This window comes from Nitrosarchaeum sp. (genome assembly GCF_025699065.1).
Classification (GTDB): Archaea; Thermoproteota; Nitrososphaeria; order Nitrososphaerales; family Nitrosopumilaceae; genus Nitrosarchaeum.
This window is the reverse complement of record NZ_JAILWF010000001.1, coordinates 110,927-131,981: the sequence shown is the minus strand read 5'-3', so window position 1 is coordinate 131,981 and position 21,055 is coordinate 110,927. Positions and strand designations below refer to the sequence as shown.

29 protein-coding genes and 1 tRNA gene are annotated in these 21,055 nt (G+C 31.6%); 18 read left to right on the top strand and 12 right to left on the bottom strand.

Annotation, left to right across the window (positions count from 1 at the left end; genetic code table 11):
- Positions 1 to 1,227, bottom strand: coding sequence for a TIGR00300 family protein (locus K5782_RS00885; protein WP_297463189.1), 1,227 nt, complete (start codon positions 1,225 to 1,227; stop codon positions 1 to 3).
- Between the two features lie 75 nt (positions 1,228 to 1,302).
- Positions 1,303 to 1,650: a hypothetical protein gene (locus tag K5782_RS00880; protein WP_007550546.1), complete on the bottom strand. Its 348-nt coding sequence runs from the start codon at positions 1,648 to 1,650 to the stop codon at positions 1,303 to 1,305.
- A gap of 74 nt (positions 1,651 to 1,724) precedes the next feature.
- On the opposite strand from K5782_RS00880, the gene K5782_RS00875 reads away from it, so the two are divergent.
- Positions 1,725 to 2,006 carry a hypothetical protein gene (locus K5782_RS00875; protein WP_297463186.1) on the top strand — a complete coding sequence of 94 codons (282 nt, stop codon included), beginning with the start codon at positions 1,725 to 1,727 and terminating at the stop codon, positions 2,004 to 2,006.
- Positions 2,007 to 2,022: 16 nt separating this feature from the next.
- Here the strand turns inward: K5782_RS00875 and K5782_RS00870 are convergent, their stop codons facing one another.
- Positions 2,023 to 2,250, bottom strand: coding sequence for a hydrolase (locus tag K5782_RS00870; RefSeq protein ID WP_297463184.1), 228 nt, complete (start codon positions 2,248 to 2,250; stop codon positions 2,023 to 2,025).
- Between the two features lie 4 nt (positions 2,251 to 2,254).
- Positions 2,255 to 2,830, bottom strand: coding sequence for an HD domain-containing protein (locus K5782_RS00865; protein ID WP_297463182.1), 576 nt, complete (start codon positions 2,828 to 2,830; stop codon positions 2,255 to 2,257).
- A gap of 140 nt (positions 2,831 to 2,970) precedes the next feature.
- On the opposite strand from K5782_RS00865, the gene K5782_RS00860 reads away from it, so the two are divergent.
- The 3 genes from K5782_RS00860 (at position 2,971) to K5782_RS00850 (ending at position 3,986) form a co-directional block, all read left to right on the top strand.
- Complete coding sequence (locus K5782_RS00860; RefSeq protein WP_297463179.1) at positions 2,971 to 3,507, top strand: cob(I)yrinic acid a,c-diamide adenosyltransferase; 537 nt, start codon at positions 2,971 to 2,973, stop codon at positions 3,505 to 3,507.
- Positions 3,508 to 3,655: 148 nt separating this feature from the next.
- Positions 3,656 to 3,775 carry a DUF1104 domain-containing protein gene (locus tag K5782_RS00855; RefSeq protein WP_255458370.1) on the top strand — a complete coding sequence of 40 codons (120 nt, stop codon included), beginning with the start codon at positions 3,656 to 3,658 and terminating at the stop codon, positions 3,773 to 3,775.
- 137 nt (positions 3,776 to 3,912) lie between these two features.
- Positions 3,913 to 3,986: transfer RNA gene (locus K5782_RS00850), tRNA-Phe, on the top strand.
- 8 nt (positions 3,987 to 3,994) lie between these two features.
- Here K5782_RS00850 and K5782_RS00845 read toward each other — a convergent pair.
- A complete protein-coding gene (locus K5782_RS00845; protein ID WP_297463175.1) occupies positions 3,995 to 4,315 on the bottom strand; it encodes a hypothetical protein in 321 nt (106 codons plus the stop codon).
- Between the two features lie 462 nt (positions 4,316 to 4,777).
- The gene (locus tag K5782_RS00840; RefSeq protein ID WP_297463173.1) at positions 4,778 to 5,158 is read right to left on the bottom strand and encodes a response regulator; all 381 of its coding nucleotides are present in this window, start codon (positions 5,156 to 5,158) and stop codon (positions 4,778 to 4,780) included.
- 338 nt (positions 5,159 to 5,496) lie between these two features.
- Here K5782_RS00840 and K5782_RS00835 point away from each other — a divergent pair, with 338 nt between their 5' ends.
- The 3 genes from K5782_RS00835 (at position 5,497) to K5782_RS00825 (ending at position 7,074) form a co-directional block, all read left to right on the top strand.
- Positions 5,497 to 5,640, top strand: a complete 144-nt coding sequence (locus tag K5782_RS00835) for a hypothetical protein (RefSeq protein ID WP_007550538.1) — start codon at positions 5,497 to 5,499, stop codon at positions 5,638 to 5,640.
- A gap of 171 nt (positions 5,641 to 5,811) precedes the next feature.
- Positions 5,812 to 6,414 (top strand): response regulator, encoded by a 603-nt coding sequence (locus K5782_RS00830; RefSeq protein WP_297463169.1) that lies wholly within the window; start codon positions 5,812 to 5,814, stop codon positions 6,412 to 6,414.
- Between the two features lie 45 nt (positions 6,415 to 6,459).
- Positions 6,460 to 7,074, top strand: coding sequence for a transcriptional regulator (locus tag K5782_RS00825; protein WP_297463167.1), 615 nt, complete (start codon positions 6,460 to 6,462; stop codon positions 7,072 to 7,074).
- Between the two features lie 59 nt (positions 7,075 to 7,133).
- Here the strand turns inward: K5782_RS00825 and K5782_RS00820 are convergent, their stop codons facing one another.
- Positions 7,134 to 8,456 carry an ATPase domain-containing protein gene (locus K5782_RS00820; RefSeq protein ID WP_297463165.1) on the bottom strand — a complete coding sequence of 441 codons (1,323 nt, stop codon included), beginning with the start codon at positions 8,454 to 8,456 and terminating at the stop codon, positions 7,134 to 7,136.
- 239 nt (positions 8,457 to 8,695) lie between these two features.
- Here K5782_RS00820 and K5782_RS00815 point away from each other — a divergent pair, with 239 nt between their 5' ends.
- The 5 genes from K5782_RS00815 to K5782_RS00795 all read left to right on the top strand — a co-directional run bounded on the left by K5782_RS00815 (position 8,696) and on the right by K5782_RS00795 (position 12,269).
- Positions 8,696 to 10,918, top strand: coding sequence for an alkyl sulfatase dimerization domain-containing protein (locus tag K5782_RS00815; protein ID WP_297463162.1), 2,223 nt, complete (start codon positions 8,696 to 8,698; stop codon positions 10,916 to 10,918).
- Positions 10,919 to 11,072: 154 nt separating this feature from the next.
- A complete protein-coding gene (locus K5782_RS00810) occupies positions 11,073 to 11,333 on the top strand; it encodes a hypothetical protein (protein ID WP_297463160.1) in 261 nt (86 codons plus the stop codon).
- Between the two features lie 36 nt (positions 11,334 to 11,369).
- On the top strand, positions 11,370 to 11,609 hold the full coding sequence (locus K5782_RS00805) for a hypothetical protein (RefSeq protein ID WP_007550532.1): 240 nt from the start codon (positions 11,370 to 11,372) through the stop codon (positions 11,607 to 11,609).
- Entirely contained in the window at positions 11,603 to 11,821 is a 219-nt protein-coding gene (locus K5782_RS00800) for an Lrp/AsnC ligand binding domain-containing protein (RefSeq protein ID WP_297463157.1), read from the top strand. The genes K5782_RS00805 and K5782_RS00800 overlap by 7 nt, the downstream gene beginning before the upstream one ends.
- Positions 11,808 to 12,269, top strand: a complete 462-nt coding sequence (locus K5782_RS00795) for a VOC family protein (protein ID WP_297463155.1) — start codon at positions 11,808 to 11,810, stop codon at positions 12,267 to 12,269. Before K5782_RS00800 ends, K5782_RS00795 begins: the two co-directional genes overlap by 14 nt.
- Here the strand turns inward: K5782_RS00795 and K5782_RS00790 are convergent.
- From K5782_RS00790 to K5782_RS00780, 3 genes are all read right to left on the bottom strand, one after another.
- Positions 12,266 to 12,652, bottom strand: a complete 387-nt coding sequence (locus K5782_RS00790; RefSeq protein ID WP_297463153.1) for a hypothetical protein — start codon at positions 12,650 to 12,652, stop codon at positions 12,266 to 12,268. The genes K5782_RS00795 and K5782_RS00790 overlap by 4 nt on opposite strands.
- 93 nt (positions 12,653 to 12,745) lie before the next feature.
- Positions 12,746 to 13,132, bottom strand: coding sequence for a hypothetical protein (locus K5782_RS00785; protein ID WP_297463151.1), 387 nt, complete (start codon positions 13,130 to 13,132; stop codon positions 12,746 to 12,748).
- A 281-nt stretch (positions 13,133 to 13,413) separates the two neighbouring features.
- A complete protein-coding gene (locus tag K5782_RS00780) occupies positions 13,414 to 14,235 on the bottom strand; it encodes an adenylate/guanylate cyclase domain-containing protein (RefSeq protein ID WP_297463149.1) in 822 nt (273 codons plus the stop codon).
- 209 nt (positions 14,236 to 14,444) lie between these two features.
- Here K5782_RS00780 and K5782_RS00775 point away from each other — a divergent pair, with 209 nt between their 5' ends.
- Positions 14,445 to 15,284: a hypothetical protein gene (locus tag K5782_RS00775; protein ID WP_297463147.1), complete on the top strand. Its 840-nt coding sequence runs from the start codon at positions 14,445 to 14,447 to the stop codon at positions 15,282 to 15,284.
- Positions 15,285 to 15,410: 126 nt separating this feature from the next.
- Positions 15,411 to 16,661: a threonine ammonia-lyase gene (gene ilvA, locus K5782_RS00770; protein WP_297463146.1), complete on the top strand. Its 1,251-nt coding sequence runs from the start codon at positions 15,411 to 15,413 to the stop codon at positions 16,659 to 16,661.
- A gap of 1 nt (position 16,662) precedes the next feature.
- Here the strand turns inward: ilvA and purE are convergent, their stop codons facing one another.
- Positions 16,663 to 17,238 carry a 5-(carboxyamino)imidazole ribonucleotide mutase gene (purE, locus tag K5782_RS00765; RefSeq protein WP_297463143.1) on the bottom strand — a complete coding sequence of 192 codons (576 nt, stop codon included), beginning with the start codon at positions 17,236 to 17,238 and terminating at the stop codon, positions 16,663 to 16,665.
- A 345-nt stretch (positions 17,239 to 17,583) separates the two neighbouring features.
- Here purE and K5782_RS00760 point away from each other — a divergent pair, with 345 nt between their 5' ends.
- The 4 genes from K5782_RS00760 (at position 17,584) to K5782_RS00745 (ending at position 20,704) form a co-directional block, all read left to right on the top strand.
- Positions 17,584 to 18,726, top strand: a complete 1,143-nt coding sequence (locus K5782_RS00760; protein WP_297463141.1) for a 5-(carboxyamino)imidazole ribonucleotide synthase — start codon at positions 17,584 to 17,586, stop codon at positions 18,724 to 18,726.
- Positions 18,727 to 18,759: 33 nt separating this feature from the next.
- Positions 18,760 to 19,131 carry a hypothetical protein gene (locus K5782_RS00755; protein ID WP_297463139.1) on the top strand — a complete coding sequence of 124 codons (372 nt, stop codon included), beginning with the start codon at positions 18,760 to 18,762 and terminating at the stop codon, positions 19,129 to 19,131.
- A gap of 139 nt (positions 19,132 to 19,270) precedes the next feature.
- On the top strand, positions 19,271 to 19,828 hold the full coding sequence (locus K5782_RS00750) for a DedA family protein (RefSeq protein WP_297463137.1): 558 nt from the start codon (positions 19,271 to 19,273) through the stop codon (positions 19,826 to 19,828).
- 204 nt (positions 19,829 to 20,032) lie between these two features.
- The gene (locus K5782_RS00745; RefSeq protein ID WP_297463135.1) at positions 20,033 to 20,704 is read left to right on the top strand and encodes a nucleotidyltransferase family protein; all 672 of its coding nucleotides are present in this window, start codon (positions 20,033 to 20,035) and stop codon (positions 20,702 to 20,704) included.
- A 9-nt stretch (positions 20,705 to 20,713) separates the two neighbouring features.
- Here K5782_RS00745 and K5782_RS00740 read toward each other — a convergent pair whose 3' ends face one another.
- Positions 20,714 to 20,863, bottom strand: a complete 150-nt coding sequence (locus tag K5782_RS00740; protein ID WP_297463132.1) for a hypothetical protein — start codon at positions 20,861 to 20,863, stop codon at positions 20,714 to 20,716.
- Positions 20,864 to 21,055 lie beyond the last annotated feature (192 nt).

Sequence of the window (21,055 nt, the reverse complement as noted above, 5' to 3'; positions counted from 1 at the left end):
TTATTTTTTCATTTTTTTAATCTGTTGTAACACCATTGGCAAAAATGCACCAACATCCGTAACTATACCTAATGCCTGCCAAGTGCCCCTATCCATAAGCTTGGTAACTGTTGGCTGATTGATATCGACTACAACAACTTTGACGTTTGCAGGTAACATGTTACCAGTTGCAATAGAGTGCAACATTGTAGAGATCATAATTACCATGTTTGCATCTTTGAGAACTTTTTTGTACTCTCTTTGTGCCTCTGCAACATCTGTAATTACATCTGGTAATGGTCCATCATCACGAATAGACCCTGCCAATACAAATGGGATTTTATTTTTCACACATTGATACATTATTCCGCGTGTTAATTTTTTTGTCTTAACCATATTTGAAATTGAACCGGCACGGAAAACAGCATTTATGGTCTCCATATGATTTCGATGTCCACGATATGCCAAAGTTGCATCATGAACATTCATTCCAAGCGATGTTCCAAGTGTGGCATATTCAATATCATGTACGGCTAAAGCGTTTCCAGCTAAAACTCCGTCAATAAACCCTAGTTTGATCAACTCTGCAACGGCATCAGCTGCACCGGTATGTACTATTGCAGGACCACCAACAACTACAATTTTTCCGCCGTTCTTTTTTGTCTTGTAAATGTCTTCTGCTACTTTTTTTGCAATATGTTGAGTTGGTCTTTCACTGGAACTTGAGCTTCCCATAAACTCAAAAACATTAACACCTTCTCTTGGACGCTCAGGTGGCGTGATCTTTATTCCACTTTCTCCAACAATAATGTTGTCTCCTTTTTTAACATCCCTTACAGGGACACAAAACGCTCTGTTGTTTTTTACTACAATGCATTTATCCATCATCATATTTTCAACTTGAATCCATTGTTTATTGTGAAAAACTCGAGTATGGTTATTGGTGGTACTGTAAAAGTCATCTGGCATTACCATGTCTTTTGGTGCTTTTTTTAATGAAATTCCTTTTTGTATTTTTGAGACTGCCCCTTCACGATAAATTGTTTCTAAAATCTCATCTAGATGTTTTTGATTTTTACCTGTAACTGATAACCGTGCATATGATGGGTCTTTTTTCTTTTTTCCTATGTTGATTTCTTCTACTTGAAATTCTCCGTGAAGATCCATTATCTTGTCAAATATTTTTGTTAAAATTGATGAGTCAATAAGATGCCCGTCTACTTCAATCTCTTGTGTGTATTTTGCCAATTGTTATTCTAAATCTGATGATAACAAAAGCTTTACGCTGATTTTATTTGACTATTTTTGGTAAAAAAATTTCAATTATACTGGTAGAGTTACCTTGCCTTTGTATTCTGGAATGTTGTCTTTTTGAAATGATTGCTCCAAGATTTCTTTTTGTGTTTTAGTTACCCCTTGAACAATTGTTTTAGAAATACCATATTTGTCAACCAAAGCAAGTATGTACCCGCTGTTATCTGTTAACACAAATCCTGCAGATTCATCAACAAATGCATAAAGATTTTCCTCACCAACTGGGTCCCAGACGTTTGATTTGTTATCTCGTAGTGCCAGTGCAGGCATTGCTTTTCCATTAGTCAGTTTGTTAAGATATTCTCTAGCTTCTGCCACTCTTTTTTGTCCTGTTTTTAAGGCTTGAAAATACTGCACGACTCAAAGAAGATTTGATTGTTATAAAAACAATATCTCAAAAGACTGTTATATCTTCTTAATTTGATAGAATCATGCCTCTTACAAACAATGTAATTATAAAATTAAACGAAATTACCACATTAGTGGAGGACAAAAATAATCTAAAAGAGCAAGACATAGAAGAGATAAAATTAATTTTCAAAACTATACTAAAGAGTGGTGAAAGATATGATGTTGATGATATTGAATCATGGTTTGAAAATGAGGGTAGTTGGACAAATAAGCAGACAAGAGTCCGAGTGATCAACCTTTCTCACTATGTTCAAGACAAGTTTGAACAAACAGCAAGACTGAAAATTATTTCAGATGATTAGTACTTTAAAATCAATATCAAATTTCTAATTGCTCTAATAAACGTCCCACAATTTTTGCGTTCTCTTCTCTCTCAATTAGGATTTTTTCTAGTCTTTCTTTTTTTGATTTATCTTCAGATGAGATAATTTGAAAATACTCATCATCAAGATCATTATTTGCTTGTAATCGTTTGATTACCTCAAAAAGTATACCTATGATTTGTTTTTGCGCTTCAATTAATTTGTCTTTGCTTTTTTCAGACATATCGTTATTTGGATACTATTTTTTTAAATATCTCTATTAACTTTGGATCTCTAATTTCGTTTTCTGCAGTCTTAAAAAATGAGGCCAATGATTTTTCAGAATGTCCTTCATTTGAATAGGTTTTTGCCTGTAATGCCATTTCTAATTTGTCTATTTGATGAACTAATTGAGCCTCTTTAGAGTGATTTAATTGATATTCAATCCAAAGTTCATTGTATTGTTTCTGTAACTTCTTTGGTAAATTACTGAGAATTTTTTTCATTGCATTATTTTCTAATTTTGTTTTTCTTTGTATTGGCATTTTTTCTGGAGTGATATCTCCAATTACAGCCTCTGCTATGTCGTGTAATAGGATAATTTTTAAAATTTTTTCTGTATTGTATCCTTCTAAATCTGCAAAAATCATTCCAATTACTGCCATTGAAAAAGTGTGTTCTGCTACAGATTCTGGATCATTTATCAATAATTTATCAATCCATCCCTGACGAGGTATTTTTTTTAATTTTGCAGATGTGTTAAAAAAATCAATAATCAAGGCTTTAAAATTGTTTAATATGATGATGGATTTTAAGATCTGCAATAATGATTTGAGTTATTTTGTGATTTTTATCAAATTCTGAATCATGACATGTGAAAAATCCGTACAACTATTGCATTTACAAGTATGCCATAATAAATAATTCGAACAACATAATAGTTTAATCGATTTTTCATACGTTATTGAAAATATATACAAAGACTGGCGATGATGGAACTACTGGTTTACAAGGTAATTTGAGGGTATCAAAATCAAACCCACGAATTATAGCGTACGGTGCAATTGATGAAACAAATGCATTGTTGGGTATTATACAATCATATGAAATCGATAAAGATATTGCTATTTTACTAAATTTAATTCAAAATGAATTATTTGTAATTGGAGCTGATCTTTCTAATCCTAAATTAGAAGATAAAAAAAATAGAGTTACTACAGATATGATATCGAATTTAGAGAAAAATATTGATAAATATGAATCCGAATTAGTTCCTTTGACCAATTTTATCTTGCCTGGTGGAACGATTTTAGCATCACAACTACATCATATTCGAACTGTAACACGAAGAGCTGAAACATTCATCATAATGCTAAGTGAAGAAGAAAAAATCAACGACAACTGTATCAAGTATGTAAATCGTTTATCTGATCTTTTTTTTGTATTGGGGCGTGTTTTAAATAAAAGAAGTGGAAAAAAAGACATAATTTGGAAAGTCTGATTAGCAATTAATGAATAATACTTTCATTTATGATCAAATCGCCAAACATTAATCATGCATATTGCATAAATTGCTATAATGACATTGAAATTCTCATGAAAATTCGATGTCCTTATTTCTTACCTATTTCATAATATGTTGAAGCAAAATGGGTAAAAACTATGTCGAAAAGGCAATGAAGAAAATGCTTGTAGAAGAACAAGAAAAATTGGAAAAGGAAATACAAGAAGCAGTTCAAAATAAGCTGAAAAAATTATCCTCTGATTAAATTTACATTTTATTGATTTTAGTTGCATCTTGATTAATTGTTTAATCCCTGATTATCTCATCATGATCTTGTGTTTTTTTACTATGTTTGGTGATAAAGACAACTTTTAATTCCTCAAGCTAAAGCAAATTTGTTGTGCCAGCGTAGCTCAGCCTGGGAGAGCACTCGGCTGAAGACCGGGCCGTCGGGCGTTCAAATCCCCCCGCTGGCATTTACTATTCACAATTTAGGTTTGAGTCTATTTTTGGAATTGTAATATTCAAACATATTTTCAGATATGACATTTTCACATTGGACCCTGATGGTATAGCATCCGTTTTCAAACATAAACGGACCACCACAGGTAAACGCAAACGTTTCAGTAGTTTTGGTATCAGTTTTTAATCCAGCAGAATCAATTGTTATGCCTGCAGGACTGAGAATAGTCAATGTCGCATATGTGTAAAACTCGTGGTTAAACCATACATGAATTCTAATTTCATCATTTTCACTGTAAAATTGTTTGTCAATTGAAATTATTATCTTAGAGTCTGTCTTCATTTTCTAACTCTTCAACCTCCAAATTATCTCATATTCTCTGCAACATTTCATGATTTTTTCTGTTTCTAGTGGAATGTCTTACCAATGTGTTATAACAAGGACATCGTATTATTGATTCTTCAAAATAATAGTCACAGTTTCTACAAAAACTACCTCCATCTCTGTATATTCTACTCCTGTTTCCTTGCGGATATTTCTTGCAGATGTTCTTGCATTGATTCACATATGATTTTGAAGTTCACATATTCATAAGTTCTTCTGATGTTTTGTATCTAGTTTTTATTTTCTAGCTCAAGTTTGTAAATATTTTAAAATCCATTTTTATTACATGCCTGTTATTGAAATAAAAAACATCTCCAAGATAATAAATAATTTATTTTACAAAGTAAGTGAATTAATAAAATATAATCAAATTCAAATCTAATTATTTAACAAAAATCTAAAATTTAATATTAAAAATTTTCATTGCTCTAATATGTTCAATTCTAACAATGTCGTATCAATGATCTCTTTTAATGTTTTTAAATCAAATGGTTTGTAAATGACACCGCTTACTTGTAGTATATCGTGAACGTATGATTCACTTAGTTTGTCTACTCCTGTAACAATTATGATTTTTGCATCTGAGTGAAATTTTTTGATATTTAATATTGCATATAGCCCATCATATTTTGGCATAACAAAATCAATGAAAATTATGTCTGGATTGTATTTTTTGTATAAATCTACAGCCTCCTTTCCATTTCTGCCTCTTCCGACAACATTAATTTCATTGTCGTTTAACAGATTGCAAAAAACCTTTAGAGTCATTTCATCATCATCAATGACTACACAATTGACCATATTTTCTTATTACATTATTATATTATTAATTTTGCGTTAGATTAATTTATTACATATTTTATATGCTAGAATCTTACTTTTGAGTTAAATTTTAGACGTAAACAGATTTTGTGATTTTTTTGAATAAACTTATCATTTCAATTTGAAATTAGATCTAGAAAAGCACTCAATTTTAGTCCAAAAACTAAACGAAAAAACTAGAGACCGTTCTAAATGATTATTTATTGTAATGTTTCATACATGCATTTCCATATTTGGAAATATTCTAATTTCTTTGACATTTTGGTAAACAAGTGAGTTTACATAATTCAAAATAATATCTAATCGTATGGTTTGTAATGGCAGAAAGAATAACCATAATGCTAAACAGTGACATTGCAAAAAAACTGCGAAATTTACAAGCCAAAAAACTGCGAGAATCTGCATCCTCTGTCAGCTTTTCAAGAATCATAAATGAGATCCTAGAAAAGGGACTGAAATAATTTAGTCTTGCTTGATTGATCTATGAATGGTTCGTAAATGTCTTTTTAAGTTGCCTTCCCCTGACAGGCGTTTTGAGCAATGAGGGCATTGAACTTTTTTGACCAATTCTTATATTCATAAAAAGTATGAATATATTATAAGTTATTATGTCATAAGGTCGTATATACAATATGACAAGTTGTATCGTAGTGGACGATGATCCAGATATTGTTAGCGTATTTTGTGATATGCTATGTATGATCGAAGTAAATGTTCTTGCAACTGCCAATGATGGCCGTCATGCAGTAAATATGTACAAAAAGCATCATCCAGATATTGTTTTTACAGATTTGAACATGCCACGATACGATGGACTGTATGCAATTGAGAAGATCAAGGACATAAATTCTAATGCCAAGATAATAGTAATTACTGGCGATTCTAATGCATATATGCATCCATTTCTTAGCTCGTTAAATGTACAGGTAATTCGAAAACCATTTGCTGTCCAAGCAATAAAAAAAGCAATAATTGACTGTCTTACTGGAAATTCAGAGCAGGCATCATTCGACATAAAATATCAATTCAAAGGGGAAACCAAATCTTATTCATGCACAGTTAACTATGAGCAATACAAGAACTTCAAAGCATTGCCAGTCGTGGAAAAATGTGAAATAATCAAAAAAAGCAAAAAGCAATTTGACAAGTATGCTGATGAGATGCGCAAAGCCATCAATCTGGCAATCAGAAATGACACCAGTCACATTCGCAGACTATCTGAGATTGTAACCTGATTAAACCAAAAAATATTAATATGAAAGTATGAACTAATGAATATCATGACTGGCGTTACTCAACTGTTGGCAAAGTCACTTGAAAAAACAATGCTAAAAAATCTTGGTGAAAATACGGTTCACAAGATACAGGATAGATTATTTGAGAGATATGGTATATCAATAACTCAGTCAATGGAAGAGTTTGAAAAACTAGATTCTGTATTGAGGGAATTTTTTGGAGCAGGAGCTGAGGGACTAGAAAGAAAATTCCTTGAAAGTCTGTGCAGCATAAAATCAAAAAAAGACCAGACACAAAAGAGATTTACAATATCAGAGCCATCAATTGGACAATCAATCTTAAAAGCATACAGTGATGATGAAACATCAAAAATACTAAATGCGTCAATTGGTGAGTCATGGACAATTTTGGAAATGCTCGAAAGATTACAAATCCCTCAAACATCAGGATATAGAAAAGTCAATTCATTAATCGAAGATGGACTCTTGATAAAAGATGGATACGAGATATCTGCGAGTGGACGCAAGACTGACAAATACAAGTCATTGTTTGACAATGTGGAAATTGATATCAAAAACAACAAGGTTACAGTAAATGTCCAGTTTACACAAAATGTTATTAATCAAAGTCCAATACTTCAGACAGTATACGGAATATAAGAAAACCATCAAATTTTCTATTTAATTTGATTAAAATTATAAAATATTTTGATATTTGATTATGCTTCTAAGATATGTAAGCCGTCAACTTCTAGTCTTATTGGATGAATCTGCTGACTGTGTTTGATTCCACGAAGTTTTTTGATTTGAATAGTTTGTCTTGGAGTATTTTCTATTATTTGGTTATCCATTTGAATAATCCCTGATGTAACAAACCATTCCAAAGGAATCTCGTTGTTTTCTGAATGTTCTGATATTATCAGAGATGTCACGCCATAATTTTCTAATGCCTGAATCATTCCTTGCAATCCCTGTCTCATGTAAAATTTGTCCAAATACTGCATTGCAAGAATTGTAACAGAGTCAATTACCACTCTTTTTGCTTCGATTCTTTTGATGCTGCTTAGCAACAACTTTGTCAAATGCTCAAATGGCATCTGCTCTCCTCGGTACAGAGAATCATCTTTGCCAATAATCTCGTCTTGAATCTTAAACGGTCTTGCATCAATCATCATGATTTTGTCTTTGTTGATTAAATCATCAAAATCCCACCCAAATGATTTGCAGTCATTTTTTATCTCATCAATATTTTGTGACATTGTTATGTATACGCCTGGCTCATCAAAGTCACGTGCCCCAGAATACAGGAATTGCAAGCCAAATGTTGTTTTTCCACTGCCAGGTGGGCCTGAAATGATTATAGCGCTATTCTTCTTTAAGCCATTTGAAATCAATGATTCAAAACCAGGAATGCCTGTTTTAATTAATGATGTATGTGTTTGGTTGTATTTTTTATTGTTAAACATCTGAAATTGAGATTTATAGATTACGATAAAGAGAGCAGTACAAACAATGGAAATGACAATTGAAAAAATTCTATCAAAGAGAAAGTAGATTGATGCAATTAATGAAATCATCATAGATAATGTAAAAATAATCTGAAATGGATAAAATTTATTCACTAATGGCTTATCTTCAATTTTGAAATAATCGTCATATTTTTTTGTCTGTTCATGTATAGGTTGTTTTGTAATTTCAATCTGTCTGGATATTGGAATGTCATTATAACATAATTCGTGAAACCAAAAGTTTTTTTTCCTTATTGCCCTTTGATCCAAACCAATTTCTGACTCACATCTATCACATTTGATTAAATCCTGAACGAAAATTCGTTGTTTTACTTTTTCTGTATTCTTGCCTTCTAAATCCCTTTGATGAATTTTTTGAATTTCAGCTAGCATTCGATCTAGATATTTTTTATCCGATTGAAAAATCTCCTGCTCTTTTTGAATTCTTTCTATTAGGTATTGGGTTCTTCCCCAATCCCCCAAATTATGTTGCATACTTTCTTCTAATTTTGCGACAAGTTCATCATCGTTCAATAATTATGATTATTTTTGATTTTTAGTAATCATATATAGACTGTCAAAATTTGCCTATCAGTCAAATATTTGTACTTTTTAAAATCGTTCAAAGATAAAAAATATGCCTGATTATTCATTCTTTGGCTAAATTTACAATACTTGTCTAAAAAGCTCAAAAATGATCTATATTTGTAAACAAAACCATCCATGTATGTTAATTCAATTTTGTAAATAATCAACAAACCATACTTATTTACATGAAACTAAAAACAGGATTAATTTTCTTATCCTTTTCAATCCTACTGTCTTTAACTGTAAATGAGTCATCTTTTGCATCTCATGATTCAAAAGAATCCATAGAAAGTATTCAAGCGGGATGTCGTGAAGGAAATATTTTGATTTTTAGATTATCAAGTCACGAATATCTATGTACGAGTCCTGACACTGCAAATAGATGGGCAGAATTAGGATTAGCTGAAATTATTCAAAATGCTACAATTCAACCTACAGAAATTCCAAAAATATCTGAGCGAGTTACAAATGTTGAGCCAACTCAAACAAAAAAGACTCCAATAAATGATAGTTCCCAATGTCGTGAAGGATATACTCTGGTTTTTAGATTCGCTCACAAGGATACATTTTGTACAAGTCCATCAACTGCTGCATCATGGGTAAAATTAGGATTGGCAGAAATAATCCGGCAAGAAACAACTGTTCCCAAAGTAAATGAAGAAATAAATTCAAAAAACACAACAACAGTAATTCTCCCAAATATCATTTCTCCTAAAAAGAATATGGATATCCCTTCTTTGTCAAAACAACCTGTAATGGGTTCAGAACTTTTAACATTACATGATTACAGATATCCTCCAGCAATTCATAAGGTAAATGATCGAATATGGGTAGCAGTAGGATATGATTCGTCAAACAGTGTGATGATTGAAGGTGAAAAAGGAATCATAATCATAAACACTTTGAGCTCATATGAAAATGCAAAAAAAGTAGTTGAGGAATTTAGAAAAACCACAACTAAACCAGTTAAAACAATAATTTACACATCTGGCAATTCCGAAGATGTTGGTGGGACTAAAGCATTTTTAGAGTATGGTGACGAAAATGTTGAAATTATCTCTCATGACAATAACTTGAATTTTTATGTGAAGCAAAATATTATGTTGAATCAATTCACTGGACTTAGAAATTATTACACATCGGGTTCTTTATTACCTAATGGAGATCAAATCAATTCTAAATATTATGTTCCTCCAACATTGAGCAGTATTAATTATATTCCACCAACAGATACCTTTTCAGATAAATTCAATCTCAATATTTCTGGAGTAAAGATGAGTTTAGGCCATGTGGGGGATAGCTCATCTGAACAAATCTATATGTGGCTTCCTGATGATCAATCCCTTTTAATCGGAGATAATCTATATGGTATATTTCCAAATAATCACATACTTGGTGGTATGGAATATCACAATCCTATGACATATGTGCAAATAATTGATGAGTTTATTCCACTAAAACCACAATCTCTGATTTTATCCCACGTAAAACCTGTTCTTGGAACAGAAAATGTCAGAGATATTTTGGTTTCAACCAGAGATGCTACACAGTATGTTTATGATCAAACAATCAGAGGAATAAACAATGGATATCAAATAGATGAGATATCTGCCATGATTAAATTACCTCCAACACTTGAAAACCATCCATGGCTTGCATATCCAAAAGGACAGATTCCATGGAATGTAAAACAAATCTATTATGGAACAGTTGGTTGGTATGAAGAAGATGCAGCATTTTTACATCAAGTTGATTTAGAAACAAGATCTTCTAAAATCGTAAGTGGCTTTGGAGGAATTGATAACACACTACTTGAAGTTAGAAACGCAATTAAGAATGGTGAATATGAATGGGCATCTGAACTTGTAACTTATGTGTTGTACGTAGACCCTGAAAATTTGGAAGCTAAATTGTTAAAGGCAAATACATTACGTGTATTAGGACAAAGAGTGTTATCATTAGATGCAAGACAACTGGAGTTAACTAAAGCATTGGAATTGGAAGATAAAATAAAATTTGATGAAAAATCTACAAAATTAAATTACGTGGATTTGGAAGAGATTCCAATTGAAAAAGTATTGCGAGTATTACCTACAAAATTAAAATCAGAGAAAGCAGATAATGTGAAAGCCATCATGCATGTATATTATCCAGATGTTGACAAATCCTTCACACTTATTTTCAGAAACAATGTGTTGATAATCCAGGATGGAAATAACGCAGATGCACGATACAAAATTACCTTAGATACTAAAACCCATAAATCCATTATAGCAGGGGAACTGCAAATTCTTGAGGCAATTAATTCTCAAAAAATTACATATCAAGGAGATGTAGATAATTTAATGTATTTGATGGGGTTAACCCAAGATGACCAAGTTGGTATTCCTGCCAAATTCAAAACTTGATTTTAACCCATTTATCAATTCTGAAAATATGAATTATCACAACAATAAATTATTGATGAAATATTTCAAAAAATAAGCGCCATATTCATTAATTTTTAAAAAAATATTCTGCATAATATTTAAAAACAAGGTAGCCTCTTGTTTTTCGACATTAATGGCTGAAAAAAAGACAGTAAAGAAAACTGCCTCAAAGACTAAGGCAGTAAAATCAAAGTTAAAAACAACCGCTTCAAAGGCAAAACCCTCCACATCAAAGGCAAAAGCAACAAAATCAAAGCCCAAAAAATCAAAAGAAGAAAGCGACGATATGGGAATTGTTATTGTAGATGATGATATTGTCATTGATCAAGAAAAAGTAAATGAGGAAAGAAGGGCATATCTTGAAGAATCTAGGTCTCAAGATGCATATGACTAAAGCAATCTTTATTCGCTCTAAGATCATATAATCAATATGAAAGCATTGTGCTTGATTACCGTAAAACCAGGTAAAGTTGATGTAGTTGTTGACATTGTAAAGAAAAAACGTAAAATAGTAAAAACTACTATGGTGGTTTCCGGTAGAGCAGATATTGCTGCAGTATTGCATGGAAGTATTGATGAAATTAACAATACAGTAATTGATTTTAAAAAAATCAAAGAGATTGTAACTACTGAGACACTAATTGAAGTAGAGGTGAATATGGGTTGGTAAGAGCTATAGTGTTGGTAAAATCCCCTAAGAAATTAATTGCCGCAAGACTACGTCAAGTAAATTCTGTTTATGATTCATTTCCTACAAGTGGCCAATTTGATGCAGTTGCCATTATTGAGGTTGAGACCCTTGGAAAAATTAAAGAAATTACCAATCAAATTCAAAAAATAAACGGGGTAGAAAGAACTGAAACCATGATTGAAGTTCAATGACAAAGAATTTAACATACTTTGGAGTAGGGTTTATGTGAATATCAAAAAAGTAGGAAATGTCATTTTAGCAGTTAAAGACATTGATAAATCATTGAAATTTTACCATGAAATTATTGGCTTGCCAATAAAAAGACAGAGACGATCATGGGTAGATTTAGGCACCTCTGGAGCTTTGTTGAGTTTACATCCGGCATCACTCACAGCGCAGCATATAGGAAGCTCAATTGAAAACGGAATTACAATTGGATTTTTGGTAGGTGATGTTTCATCTGCAGTTGAGGAATTAAGATCAAAAGGTGTTAAAATTCATCGCGAAATTGTAGATAGGGATGCTGGAAAAAATGCAGTTATCTTGGATCCTGACGATTATTTAATTTCATTATTTGAACCATCATTTGATGATAAAACAGAACAAACAAGTGGATATCACGGATTTACTCCCGCCTAAATTGTTTTTTTAATTGTATTGATTATTTTATCAATATTTTTTGCAGATCTATCAATTGAAATGTAGTATGTCATTTCATCTTTTTGAAAAATTACAATAGATACTTTTTGATGTTGTAATAAAACATAATCGAGTTTTCCAACCGCACTTACTGTATCTTTTCTTAGTGTCATTAATGTAGATATTATGAAAAATTCATTTTTGACTTGTTCTGATTTTAATAATGGTTTTACATTTGGTCTGACAATTCCAGTTAAAGTTCTACCATATGCATTTACTATTCCTGCATATCGTATACTCTTTGATAATCCAATGATACTTTGACATTTTTTCCTGTACTGAACAATTTTATCTTTCCAAATTTCAGATGGAGTTTTTGCCATATTAAAAATTAAATTTGAAATTAATAAGCATTCTTACTTAGTAGAATAAACTTTTTCAAAATAGGCTTGTTTGAAAATCACAATTGAACCTTGTTAGTTCATTTTTGAATGAGAATCTTTTTTCTCGTCTAATTTTTTCTTTAATTCTAGGTTTTCTTTTAACAGTTTGTCATTTTCAGCTTTTAATGTATTGACCGAATTTACTCGATTAAACAATGGATGTCCCGGAGGAATAATTCCATTAGAATTCATTGTCAATAAACCTGAGGCATATCTTTGATATGACTGTTGAAACCCTTGTAATTTTTTATTAATTATAGCATTATCTTCTGCAAATTTTTCTTTCATTGGATTTTCAAAAATTTTGAACATTTGGTTTGTTAATCCTGGAGGAAGTCTTGGAAATTGTAATGCTAAATGAGGTATGTTTGGATTTAGTCCATACAGGTCTTTGAGATGTTTTATTGGCAAATCTTCCATGATAACTCGCTATTTTTGCCATATTTTTGCCTTGTCTTTAGGCGTTTGATATGCAATAAAGCTAATTTACAGTCATTTTAGCTCAATTTGAGCTGATCGCTGATCCTTATAGATTCCAATTTTAGATCGCAAATAGGCATGACAGAAATAACTAAGACGTGTATACGATGTAATAAAAACATCCTAGATGGAGATCTGCATAAAATTGTAATTTATGTAATTCAAGAAAAATTCACTGAACATCATTATGAACACGTTGAGTGTCCTGGTAAATTTACTGTTTAACCGATATACTCATAAACTTTGTAAATTTCACCAGATAATCTTGAACGGTATTTCCATTCATTATTTTTCCATACTACTTCCTTAAACAAAAGTTGATTGCTAGGATGTAATTTGCGATAGACATCGTCTCCAAATAAAATTTGATTTGGTTTTGCAAGCGATTGAATTTTGGATGCAATATTCATTGCAGGTCCCATTAAATCTACGTGTGACACATCTGGATTGGAACCATATCTTACAACAATACTCTGTCCAAAGTCAGCCCCGATTTTTACCATTAAATCAGGATAATCATATTGATTCAAAATTGGATTGATGCCTTTTTGTATTACTGCAAGCATTGATTTTGCACAGCTTAGTGCATTATCTGCAGCTAATAATCCGTTATTTGATGCAACAAAATATCCAATAACTGCATCACCAACAAATTTTAAAACATAACCGCTATGCAAGTTAATTACTGATGCCATCTCTTGAGCAAATGAACTAATTATTATTGCAAGTTTTTCTTCAGGTAGTTCCAAGGTCATAGTGGTAGACCCTACTAAATCAACATATAGAGCAATCATGTCAAATTTGGCAAAAACATTTTTTCTGAGAAATTTTTCAGAATCATCAGTTATCCCGACATATTCATAACCCTGTTTCAATGCGCCCCAAATTCGTTTCTGTGTTTCTAATATCATTGAATCAAAGTCTACTATTTTTTGCTCATTTTTACCTAGTAGTACATCTAACACATTTGGATTTGACTGTTCTTTAGAAACAGTATCTTTTTGACTCATTTTTGGTTTATCAGATTCATTAATTTTAGACATTTTATCACTCTATTCTAACGGAAAATCCGTATTACAGATAAGGCATTTTCCCCTATTCCCCTTATAACCTTCATTATAGTATTGCACGATGGTAGATCCGCACTGATTACAGATTATTTTAGGTTTGGACATAAAGGAAATAGCTTATTTTTGTATTTAAAACATACAAAATCTTAAGGTTTAATGACTGTAAAAATTCGATAGTTATTGTGCGATTAGGATCTAGATCATCAAATGATTACATTCAACTTCTAAATAAGAAAAATGAGGATATTCAACAACAATTTCTTGAAAAAATTCTAAATCTTACAAAATTAAAAAATGTCCAGGTTATGTTAGGTGATGCAACAATTACAGAACAAAAAACATTTGACCCTGCATTAGTAAACGATTTTTATCAAACAATCATTAAAAACTTGAAAGACTGGTCAGTTCAAGAAATTTCTATTTCAAACAACGAGGATGTTAGAAGGATTTTTACAAAGTTTGAGATAAGAGAAGGAAATTATCTGATTTCTGGACATATGTCTTTGCAATACCATGTTCTGTTATACTATAAACCGGATCAACAAGTAATCAAATTACAAAAGGAATTATCGGACATAATTGATTTGACAAAAAACAAGGAAAAACAAATGTCTGATAACAGTGATCAATTTGTATTAAATAAATTAAAAGAAAAAGGCTACAAAGATTTTGATCATCAAAAATTATTTGAAATATTTTATGAAAATGATGAGTTTAGAGAAAAAATATACAAAGAAATAGAAAATGAAATTGAAGTGGATTTTCAAGAATTGTCAAATAAAAAAACAAAATTGATCAAGGATTTAGATAATTTGCTAGTTGAAACATATCAGACTAGTCCTGTTCTTATTGATGATACTCGATTAATAACAGGAGAAGAAGGATGTTTATGTACATTTGATATCGAATTCATTAAAAATAAAACAAAAGAAGGGTTATTTGATCCTCGTAAGATGTCCGAGTCTGTAAAAGACAGCATCATAAAGCGATTAGATGAATTTTCAAAATTATTACAAAACTAATTTATTAGTTAATTTAAAAAAATCCTACTCTCAACTACATGGAGAATGAATTTGTGTTATTATTATGATTATTGGCCATATTCTCAAAATTTGTGCATAAAATTGGAATAAAAATCCGATCATTCAATGGAAGAAGTCAAATATCTCTTTTATCTAGCAGAATTTCTAATGAATCCATCATATGATGAAATACAAAACGCAAACTCATTACGAGGCAAAGACGTACGAAAAACACCATTAGTGTATTCGCCAACATTTAGCAATCTTACAGGTTCTGAAGTTTATTTAAAAGCAGAGTTTCAACAAAAAACGGGATCGTTTAAACTCCGTGGTGCATATTATAAAATAAGTAATTTATCATCTGATGGAAAAAAACATGGAGTGGTTGCAGCATCAGCTGGGAATCATGCTCAAGGAGTTGCATTTGCATCTTCATTGGAAAAAATACCATGTACTATCGTTATGCCAAAAAACGCATCACCATCAAAAGTAGCTGCAACTAGAGGTTACGGTGCAAATGTAATCTTAGAGGGTATCAACTATGAAGAGTCATCTGCTAAAGCAAAAGAAATTTCACAAAAAACAGGTGCGACAATGATACATGCTTTTGATGATCCACAGATCATAGCTGCTCAAGGAGTAATTGGATTAGAAATTCTAGAGGATTTGCCAGATGTAGATGAAGTGTATGTGCCAATAGGTGGGGGCGGACTTGCAGCAGGAGTTTTAATTGCCATAAAAGAAAAAAATCCAAAGATCAAAGTAGTAGGCGTTCAATCAAGATCGTTTCCATCTATGTATGAATCAGTAAAAAATGGGTCTTTAACATCAAGTGGTGGCGAAAGAACTATTGCAGATGGAATATCGGTTAAAGTACCGGGGCAAACAACTTTTTCAATAATTAAAGAACTAATTGACGAGATAGTATTGGTTGATGATTCAGACATCATCAAAGCAATGTTCTTACTCATGGAGAGAATGAAATTTGTAGTAGAACCAGCTGGGGTAGTAGGTTTGGCTTACTTAATATCTGCAAAACCATCACCCGGGAAAAAAGTTGTTCCTATACTAACTGGAGGCAATGTCGATATGTATCTTTTAGGACAAATTGTAGATAAAGGGTTAGCAACTATGGGACGTTTACTTAAATTATCTATTTTGTTACCTGACAGACCTGGAGCATTTAAAGAAATAGTAGATGAAATCAGTGCAGCAAACGCAAACATTGTCGAAGTAGTGCATGACAGATTAAGTTCCAACATAAATGCAGGTTCTGCCGGAGTTACACTAAGTCTAGAAACACAAGGAAAAGAACAAGCAGATAAACTAATTGAGACATTAAAAAAGAAAAATATTCAATTTAGATTATTGACATAAACTAGTTGAATTTCTTTTGAACAAATTTACTAAGGCCTTGTTTTTTTAGAATTTCAGATTCTTTAAGAACTGAATTATGTTGTTCGGATTTGTGTAGTTTTAATTTCTTTTTTAATTCTGGAAATTCATTTGCCAAAATTTTAAGAGCATATATTCCAGCATTTCCTGCTTTGTTAATTCCTACTGCCACTACAGGAGATCCTGTGGGCATTTCAGATATCGAAAGAAGAGAATCTAATCCGCCAAAAGAAGAGAACTTGGAATTATCTGCTCTTTTGGTTTGTTTGTCGTTATACACCATAATTGGCACTCCAATTACTGGAATTATTGTATGTGATGCAATCATGCCAGGTAGATGTGCTGCTCCTCCAGCACCTGCAATTATTATTTTAAATCCCATTTTTTCTGCATACTTGCCATATTCTTCTAATCTGGTAGGGGTTCTATGTGCAGATACTATTTGATCTTCGTGTTTAATTTTGAATTTATCTAAAACTTCTGCTGCATCTTTCATGATTCTACTATCTGAACTTGAACCCATGATGATTCCGACTAGTGGTTTTTTTGTGTAGCTCATAATTATAGAAAAATAAAGCAAGTTATTATCTATAATGGCGTATTGTAGGCTTGACTAAGAAAAATCATCCTTTTTGATTATTTTTAATAATATTGATAATTAGATTTTCAGATTATGACATTTGTTGTTTTAATTTGATTAGTAATGAATCTGTGATTTTTAGTAAATAATTCATTTCTGGATCATTTGCAATATTGTGAATCATAATGTATGCTTGTTGCTTTTACAGTTAATCAGAAGTATGTTATCTCTAATAACACTCAGATGAATTGAGCCTATATTACAAGATAGAATACATCTAAAAAATAGCATTAGATATTTTTAATCGATATTCAAGAAAAAAGCATGGGCAAAGTTCTTGGGATAATAGGCGGAGGGCAGCTTGGCATGATGATCACAGAAGCTGCCAAGAAAATGCCAGAACACATTTCAAAGATAATAGTTCTGGATCCTGTAGCAGATTGTTCTGCGTCACAAGTTGGTGCTGAGCAAATAATAGCAGATTTTAAAGATAAAAATGCAATAATTGAGCTTGCCAAAAAATCAGACATTATAACATATGAGATTGAATCTGGAGACAGCGAGGTATTAAAATCAGTTGAAAAAGATGCAGAGATTAATCCGTCTCCAGAAACATTAAAAATAATTCAAGACAAGTTTTTACAAAAATCATTTTTAGCCGAAAATAATATTCCTGTTCCTGAATTTTTACAGGTAAATTCAATTTCAGATTTAAAACAAGGTCTTGAAAAATTCGGATATCCATCATTACTAAAGGCAAGACGTGATGCATATGATGGAAGAGGTAATTTCAAAATAGACTCATCATCTCAAATCCAAGCAGCGTTTGATTATTTCAATAAAAAAAATCTCATGCTTGAAAGATTTGTTCCTTTTAAAATGGAAGTTTCAATAATTGCTGCAAGAAATACTAAAGGCCAAATCAAAACATATCCATTAGTGGAAAATATTCACGAGGAGAATATTCTTCGCCAAACAATTGCTCCGGCAAGAGTAACTGAAAAAGTTGCAAAAAAAGCAGAAGATATTGCACAAACAACTATGACTGTTCTAAAAGGAGCTGGTATTTTCGGAATAGAGATGTTTGTTACAAAAACAGATGAAATTCTAATCAATGAAATTGCACCACGTGTGCATAATTCTGGGCATCATACATTGCAATCAAGCAAAGTGTCTCAGTTTGAGCAACATCTTAGAGCTATTTTGGGTTTAGAATTGGGAGATACTATGCTTTTACATCCTACCATTATGTATAATATTTTAGGTCCAAAAAATTTTGAAGGTGAATACAGTACATTGAATATTTCTAAAGAAAATGTTTTTCTTAAAATGTATGGCAAAAAAATTTCTAAACCATTAAGAAAATTAGGTCATTTGAATATTGTTGGAACAAATAATCAGACTATTGATCAACTATTGAATGAATTATCTCAGATCAAAGACAAAGTAAAAGTAAAATCTATCTGATTGGTTTAAATGTTGTAAATGGCGATTTCCAACATGGCAATAAAAGTAGCAATGATAATAACGGGAATATCTATTGTATTATTGGCGTTATACGGTGCAGACGTTGCAGTTTCAATGGGCAATGCAGATCGTGATGGATTTTTACCATTAAATGATATGCAACGAGGCATGGGACTAGGAGGTCCAGCAATAATTTTACCGATCATAGCATTTTTCATTACTCTTAGAGAAAAATCAAAAGGATTGGGCGGTCTAATAATTATCTCAGGAGTTTTAATTCTAATTGGTGGGTTAGCAATGATATTTACTCCTGCTCCTGAAGGAGTAGAAAGAAATCCTCTTATGCTATTTGCACCAGCAATTATTCAAATTGCATTAGGTGCAATTAAGATAGTGAAAAACTAGAGGATTATAATTATGCCAATTTGCGCAAAATGCAATAACGATGTATCGAAGGTTTATGATTGTGATCATACAAATGATCAAGAATATTGTACTGAATGCTATACTGAACTGCATTATTATTTGACGGAAGAAAAATAATTTGAATGAAATAAACACATTCATTCAATGGATAGTTTCACTAGTTGCTGAGAACCTTTATCCTGGTGTATTTCTAGCTGCTTTGTTAGAAACAGTTTTTCCACCAATTCCAAGTGAGGCAGTATTTCCTTTAGCAGGATACAGTATACTAAAAAATGATATGAATGTATTTCATATTTTTGGAGTCGGAATAACTGGAGGATGTGGTGCAACAGTTGGTGCTTTTGTAATTTACATGATAGCAAAAAAAGTGGGGCGAATTGGATTGATAAAATATCTCAAATATGCAAGAATCAAAGAAAAAAGTTTAGAAAAAGCTGATAATTGGTTTGCAAAATATGGTGATAAATCTGTCATCATAGGGAGATTGATTCCAGGGATTCGTGAACTGGTATCGATTCCAGCTGGAATTTTCAATATGCCTCCATTAAAATTTCTTATTTTCACTTTGATTGGGTCATGCATATGGAGTACTGCATTAACGGCAATCGGATATTATTTTGGAATGGCCACGTTTGATTTTTTCCAATATGTGACAATACAAAATCATGTGAATTGAATAAAATAACCAAAATTCTAAAAACATCATAGTTATGGAAAAATCCAAAAATCATACACGTCATTATTGGATTAGACATAAAGATGGGTATCTTTTTTGTGGAATTTGTAAAAAGAAACGATACTATACATCAAGAAAAATTTTAAAAAAATGATTTAACAGGTCCAATTAAAGTTATAACGTCTATCTTATCATGACACTTCAATGCATGCAATAATTTTGGCTGGTGGAAGAGGAAAACGTTTACGACCTATTACCGATTATGTTCCAAAACCCCTTGTGCCTCTAAATAACATTCCAATCATAGAATGGCAAATATCATATCTCAAAAAATTCGGGGTAAAAGAAATTACAATTTGCACAGGTTACAAGACAGAAATGATTCAAAATTTTCTTGCAGTAAAAAATAATTTAGATGTAAAGATAAAATTTTCAGTAGAAAAGACACCATTAGGGACAGGCGGAGCAATTAAACAAGCAGGATTATCAATAAAAGATAAATCATTTTTTGTTTTAAATGGTGATACAATCACAAACATTGATCTTGGAAAATTAGTAAAAAAACAAAACTCAATTGCATCAATTGAATTAAAAACAAAATTTGGAGTTGTGGAGATAGATGGAGACAAGATAACACAATTCAAAGAAAAAAAAGAGATTCCTAACGTATGGATGAATGCAGGAATATATCATTTACAAAAAGAAATACTACAAGATTTGCCAAAAAAAGGAGATATAGAAAAAACAGTTTTTCCAGATTATGCAAAAAAAAGGAAACTATCAACAGTAAAATTCAAAAATGTAATATGGCATTCTATTGATTCATTCAAAGATATTGAAGAATGTTCATTAGAGATAAACAAAATAATAAAATAATTAATTTCTTTATGCCCCAGTTCTGTGAAGTGTTACCATCATGTATGCTATCTCACTTACAAATGACTCATCTACATTTGCAGACGCAGCATATTTTGTGGCATCGTCCCAAAATGTTCCTTCTGAACTAGGTTTTTCTTCGAAAATTTGCTCACTCAACGATTATGATTAGAAATTAATTTCATAATAAACAACCTCAATCATAATTAACACAATGCTAAAAGAGTTGGACAAAACATTAGTCACAAAACTTTAGGCTCATGAATATGATGTTAACTGTTGTGCTTAAATCCAAATTATGCAATAAGCATTGTAGATGATGTGCAATTGTCCGTTTTGCAGTGAGCTGGA

Excerpts from the sequence above, each read along its gene's own strand:
- K5782_RS00875 (WP_297463186.1), top strand. The coding sequence starts at position 1,725 with ATGCCTCTTACAAACAATGTAATTATAAAATTAAACGAAATTACCACA.
- K5782_RS00870 (WP_297463184.1), bottom strand. The coding sequence starts at position 2,250 with ATGTCTGAAAAAAGCAAAGACAAATTAATTGAAGCGCAAAAACAAATC.
- K5782_RS00855 (WP_255458370.1), top strand. The coding sequence starts at position 3,656 with ATGGGTAAAAACTATGTCGAAAAGGCAATGAAGAAAATGCTTGTAGAA.
- K5782_RS00845 (WP_297463175.1), bottom strand. The coding sequence starts at position 4,315 with ATGAAGACAGACTCTAAGATAATAATTTCAATTGACAAACAATTTTAC.
- K5782_RS00840 (WP_297463173.1), bottom strand. The coding sequence starts at position 5,158 with ATGGTCAATTGTGTAGTCATTGATGATGATGAAATGACTCTAAAGGTT.
- K5782_RS00835 (WP_007550538.1), top strand. The coding sequence starts at position 5,497 with ATGGCAGAAAGAATAACCATAATGCTAAACAGTGACATTGCAAAAAAA.
- K5782_RS00830 (WP_297463169.1), top strand. The coding sequence starts at position 5,812 with ATGACAAGTTGTATCGTAGTGGACGATGATCCAGATATTGTTAGCGTA.
- K5782_RS00825 (WP_297463167.1), top strand. The coding sequence starts at position 6,460 with ATGACTGGCGTTACTCAACTGTTGGCAAAGTCACTTGAAAAAACAATG.
- K5782_RS00815 (WP_297463162.1), top strand. The coding sequence starts at position 8,696 with ATGAAACTAAAAACAGGATTAATTTTCTTATCCTTTTCAATCCTACTG.
- K5782_RS00810 (WP_297463160.1), top strand. The coding sequence starts at position 11,073 with ATGGCTGAAAAAAAGACAGTAAAGAAAACTGCCTCAAAGACTAAGGCA.
- K5782_RS00805 (WP_007550532.1), top strand. The coding sequence starts at position 11,370 with ATGAAAGCATTGTGCTTGATTACCGTAAAACCAGGTAAAGTTGATGTA.
- K5782_RS00790 (WP_297463153.1), bottom strand. The coding sequence starts at position 12,652 with ATGGCAAAAACTCCATCTGAAATTTGGAAAGATAAAATTGTTCAGTAC.
- K5782_RS00785 (WP_297463151.1), bottom strand. The coding sequence starts at position 13,132 with ATGGAAGATTTGCCAATAAAACATCTCAAAGACCTGTATGGACTAAAT.
- K5782_RS00780 (WP_297463149.1), bottom strand. The coding sequence starts at position 14,235 with ATGTCTAAAATTAATGAATCTGATAAACCAAAAATGAGTCAAAAAGAT.
- ilvA (WP_297463146.1), top strand. The coding sequence starts at position 15,411 with ATGGAAGAAGTCAAATATCTCTTTTATCTAGCAGAATTTCTAATGAAT.
- purE (WP_297463143.1), bottom strand. The coding sequence starts at position 17,238 with ATGAGCTACACAAAAAAACCACTAGTCGGAATCATCATGGGTTCAAGT.
- K5782_RS00760 (WP_297463141.1), top strand. The coding sequence starts at position 17,584 with ATGGGCAAAGTTCTTGGGATAATAGGCGGAGGGCAGCTTGGCATGATG.
- K5782_RS00755 (WP_297463139.1), top strand. The coding sequence starts at position 18,760 with ATGGCAATAAAAGTAGCAATGATAATAACGGGAATATCTATTGTATTA.
- K5782_RS00745 (WP_297463135.1), top strand. The coding sequence starts at position 20,033 with ATGCATGCAATAATTTTGGCTGGTGGAAGAGGAAAACGTTTACGACCT.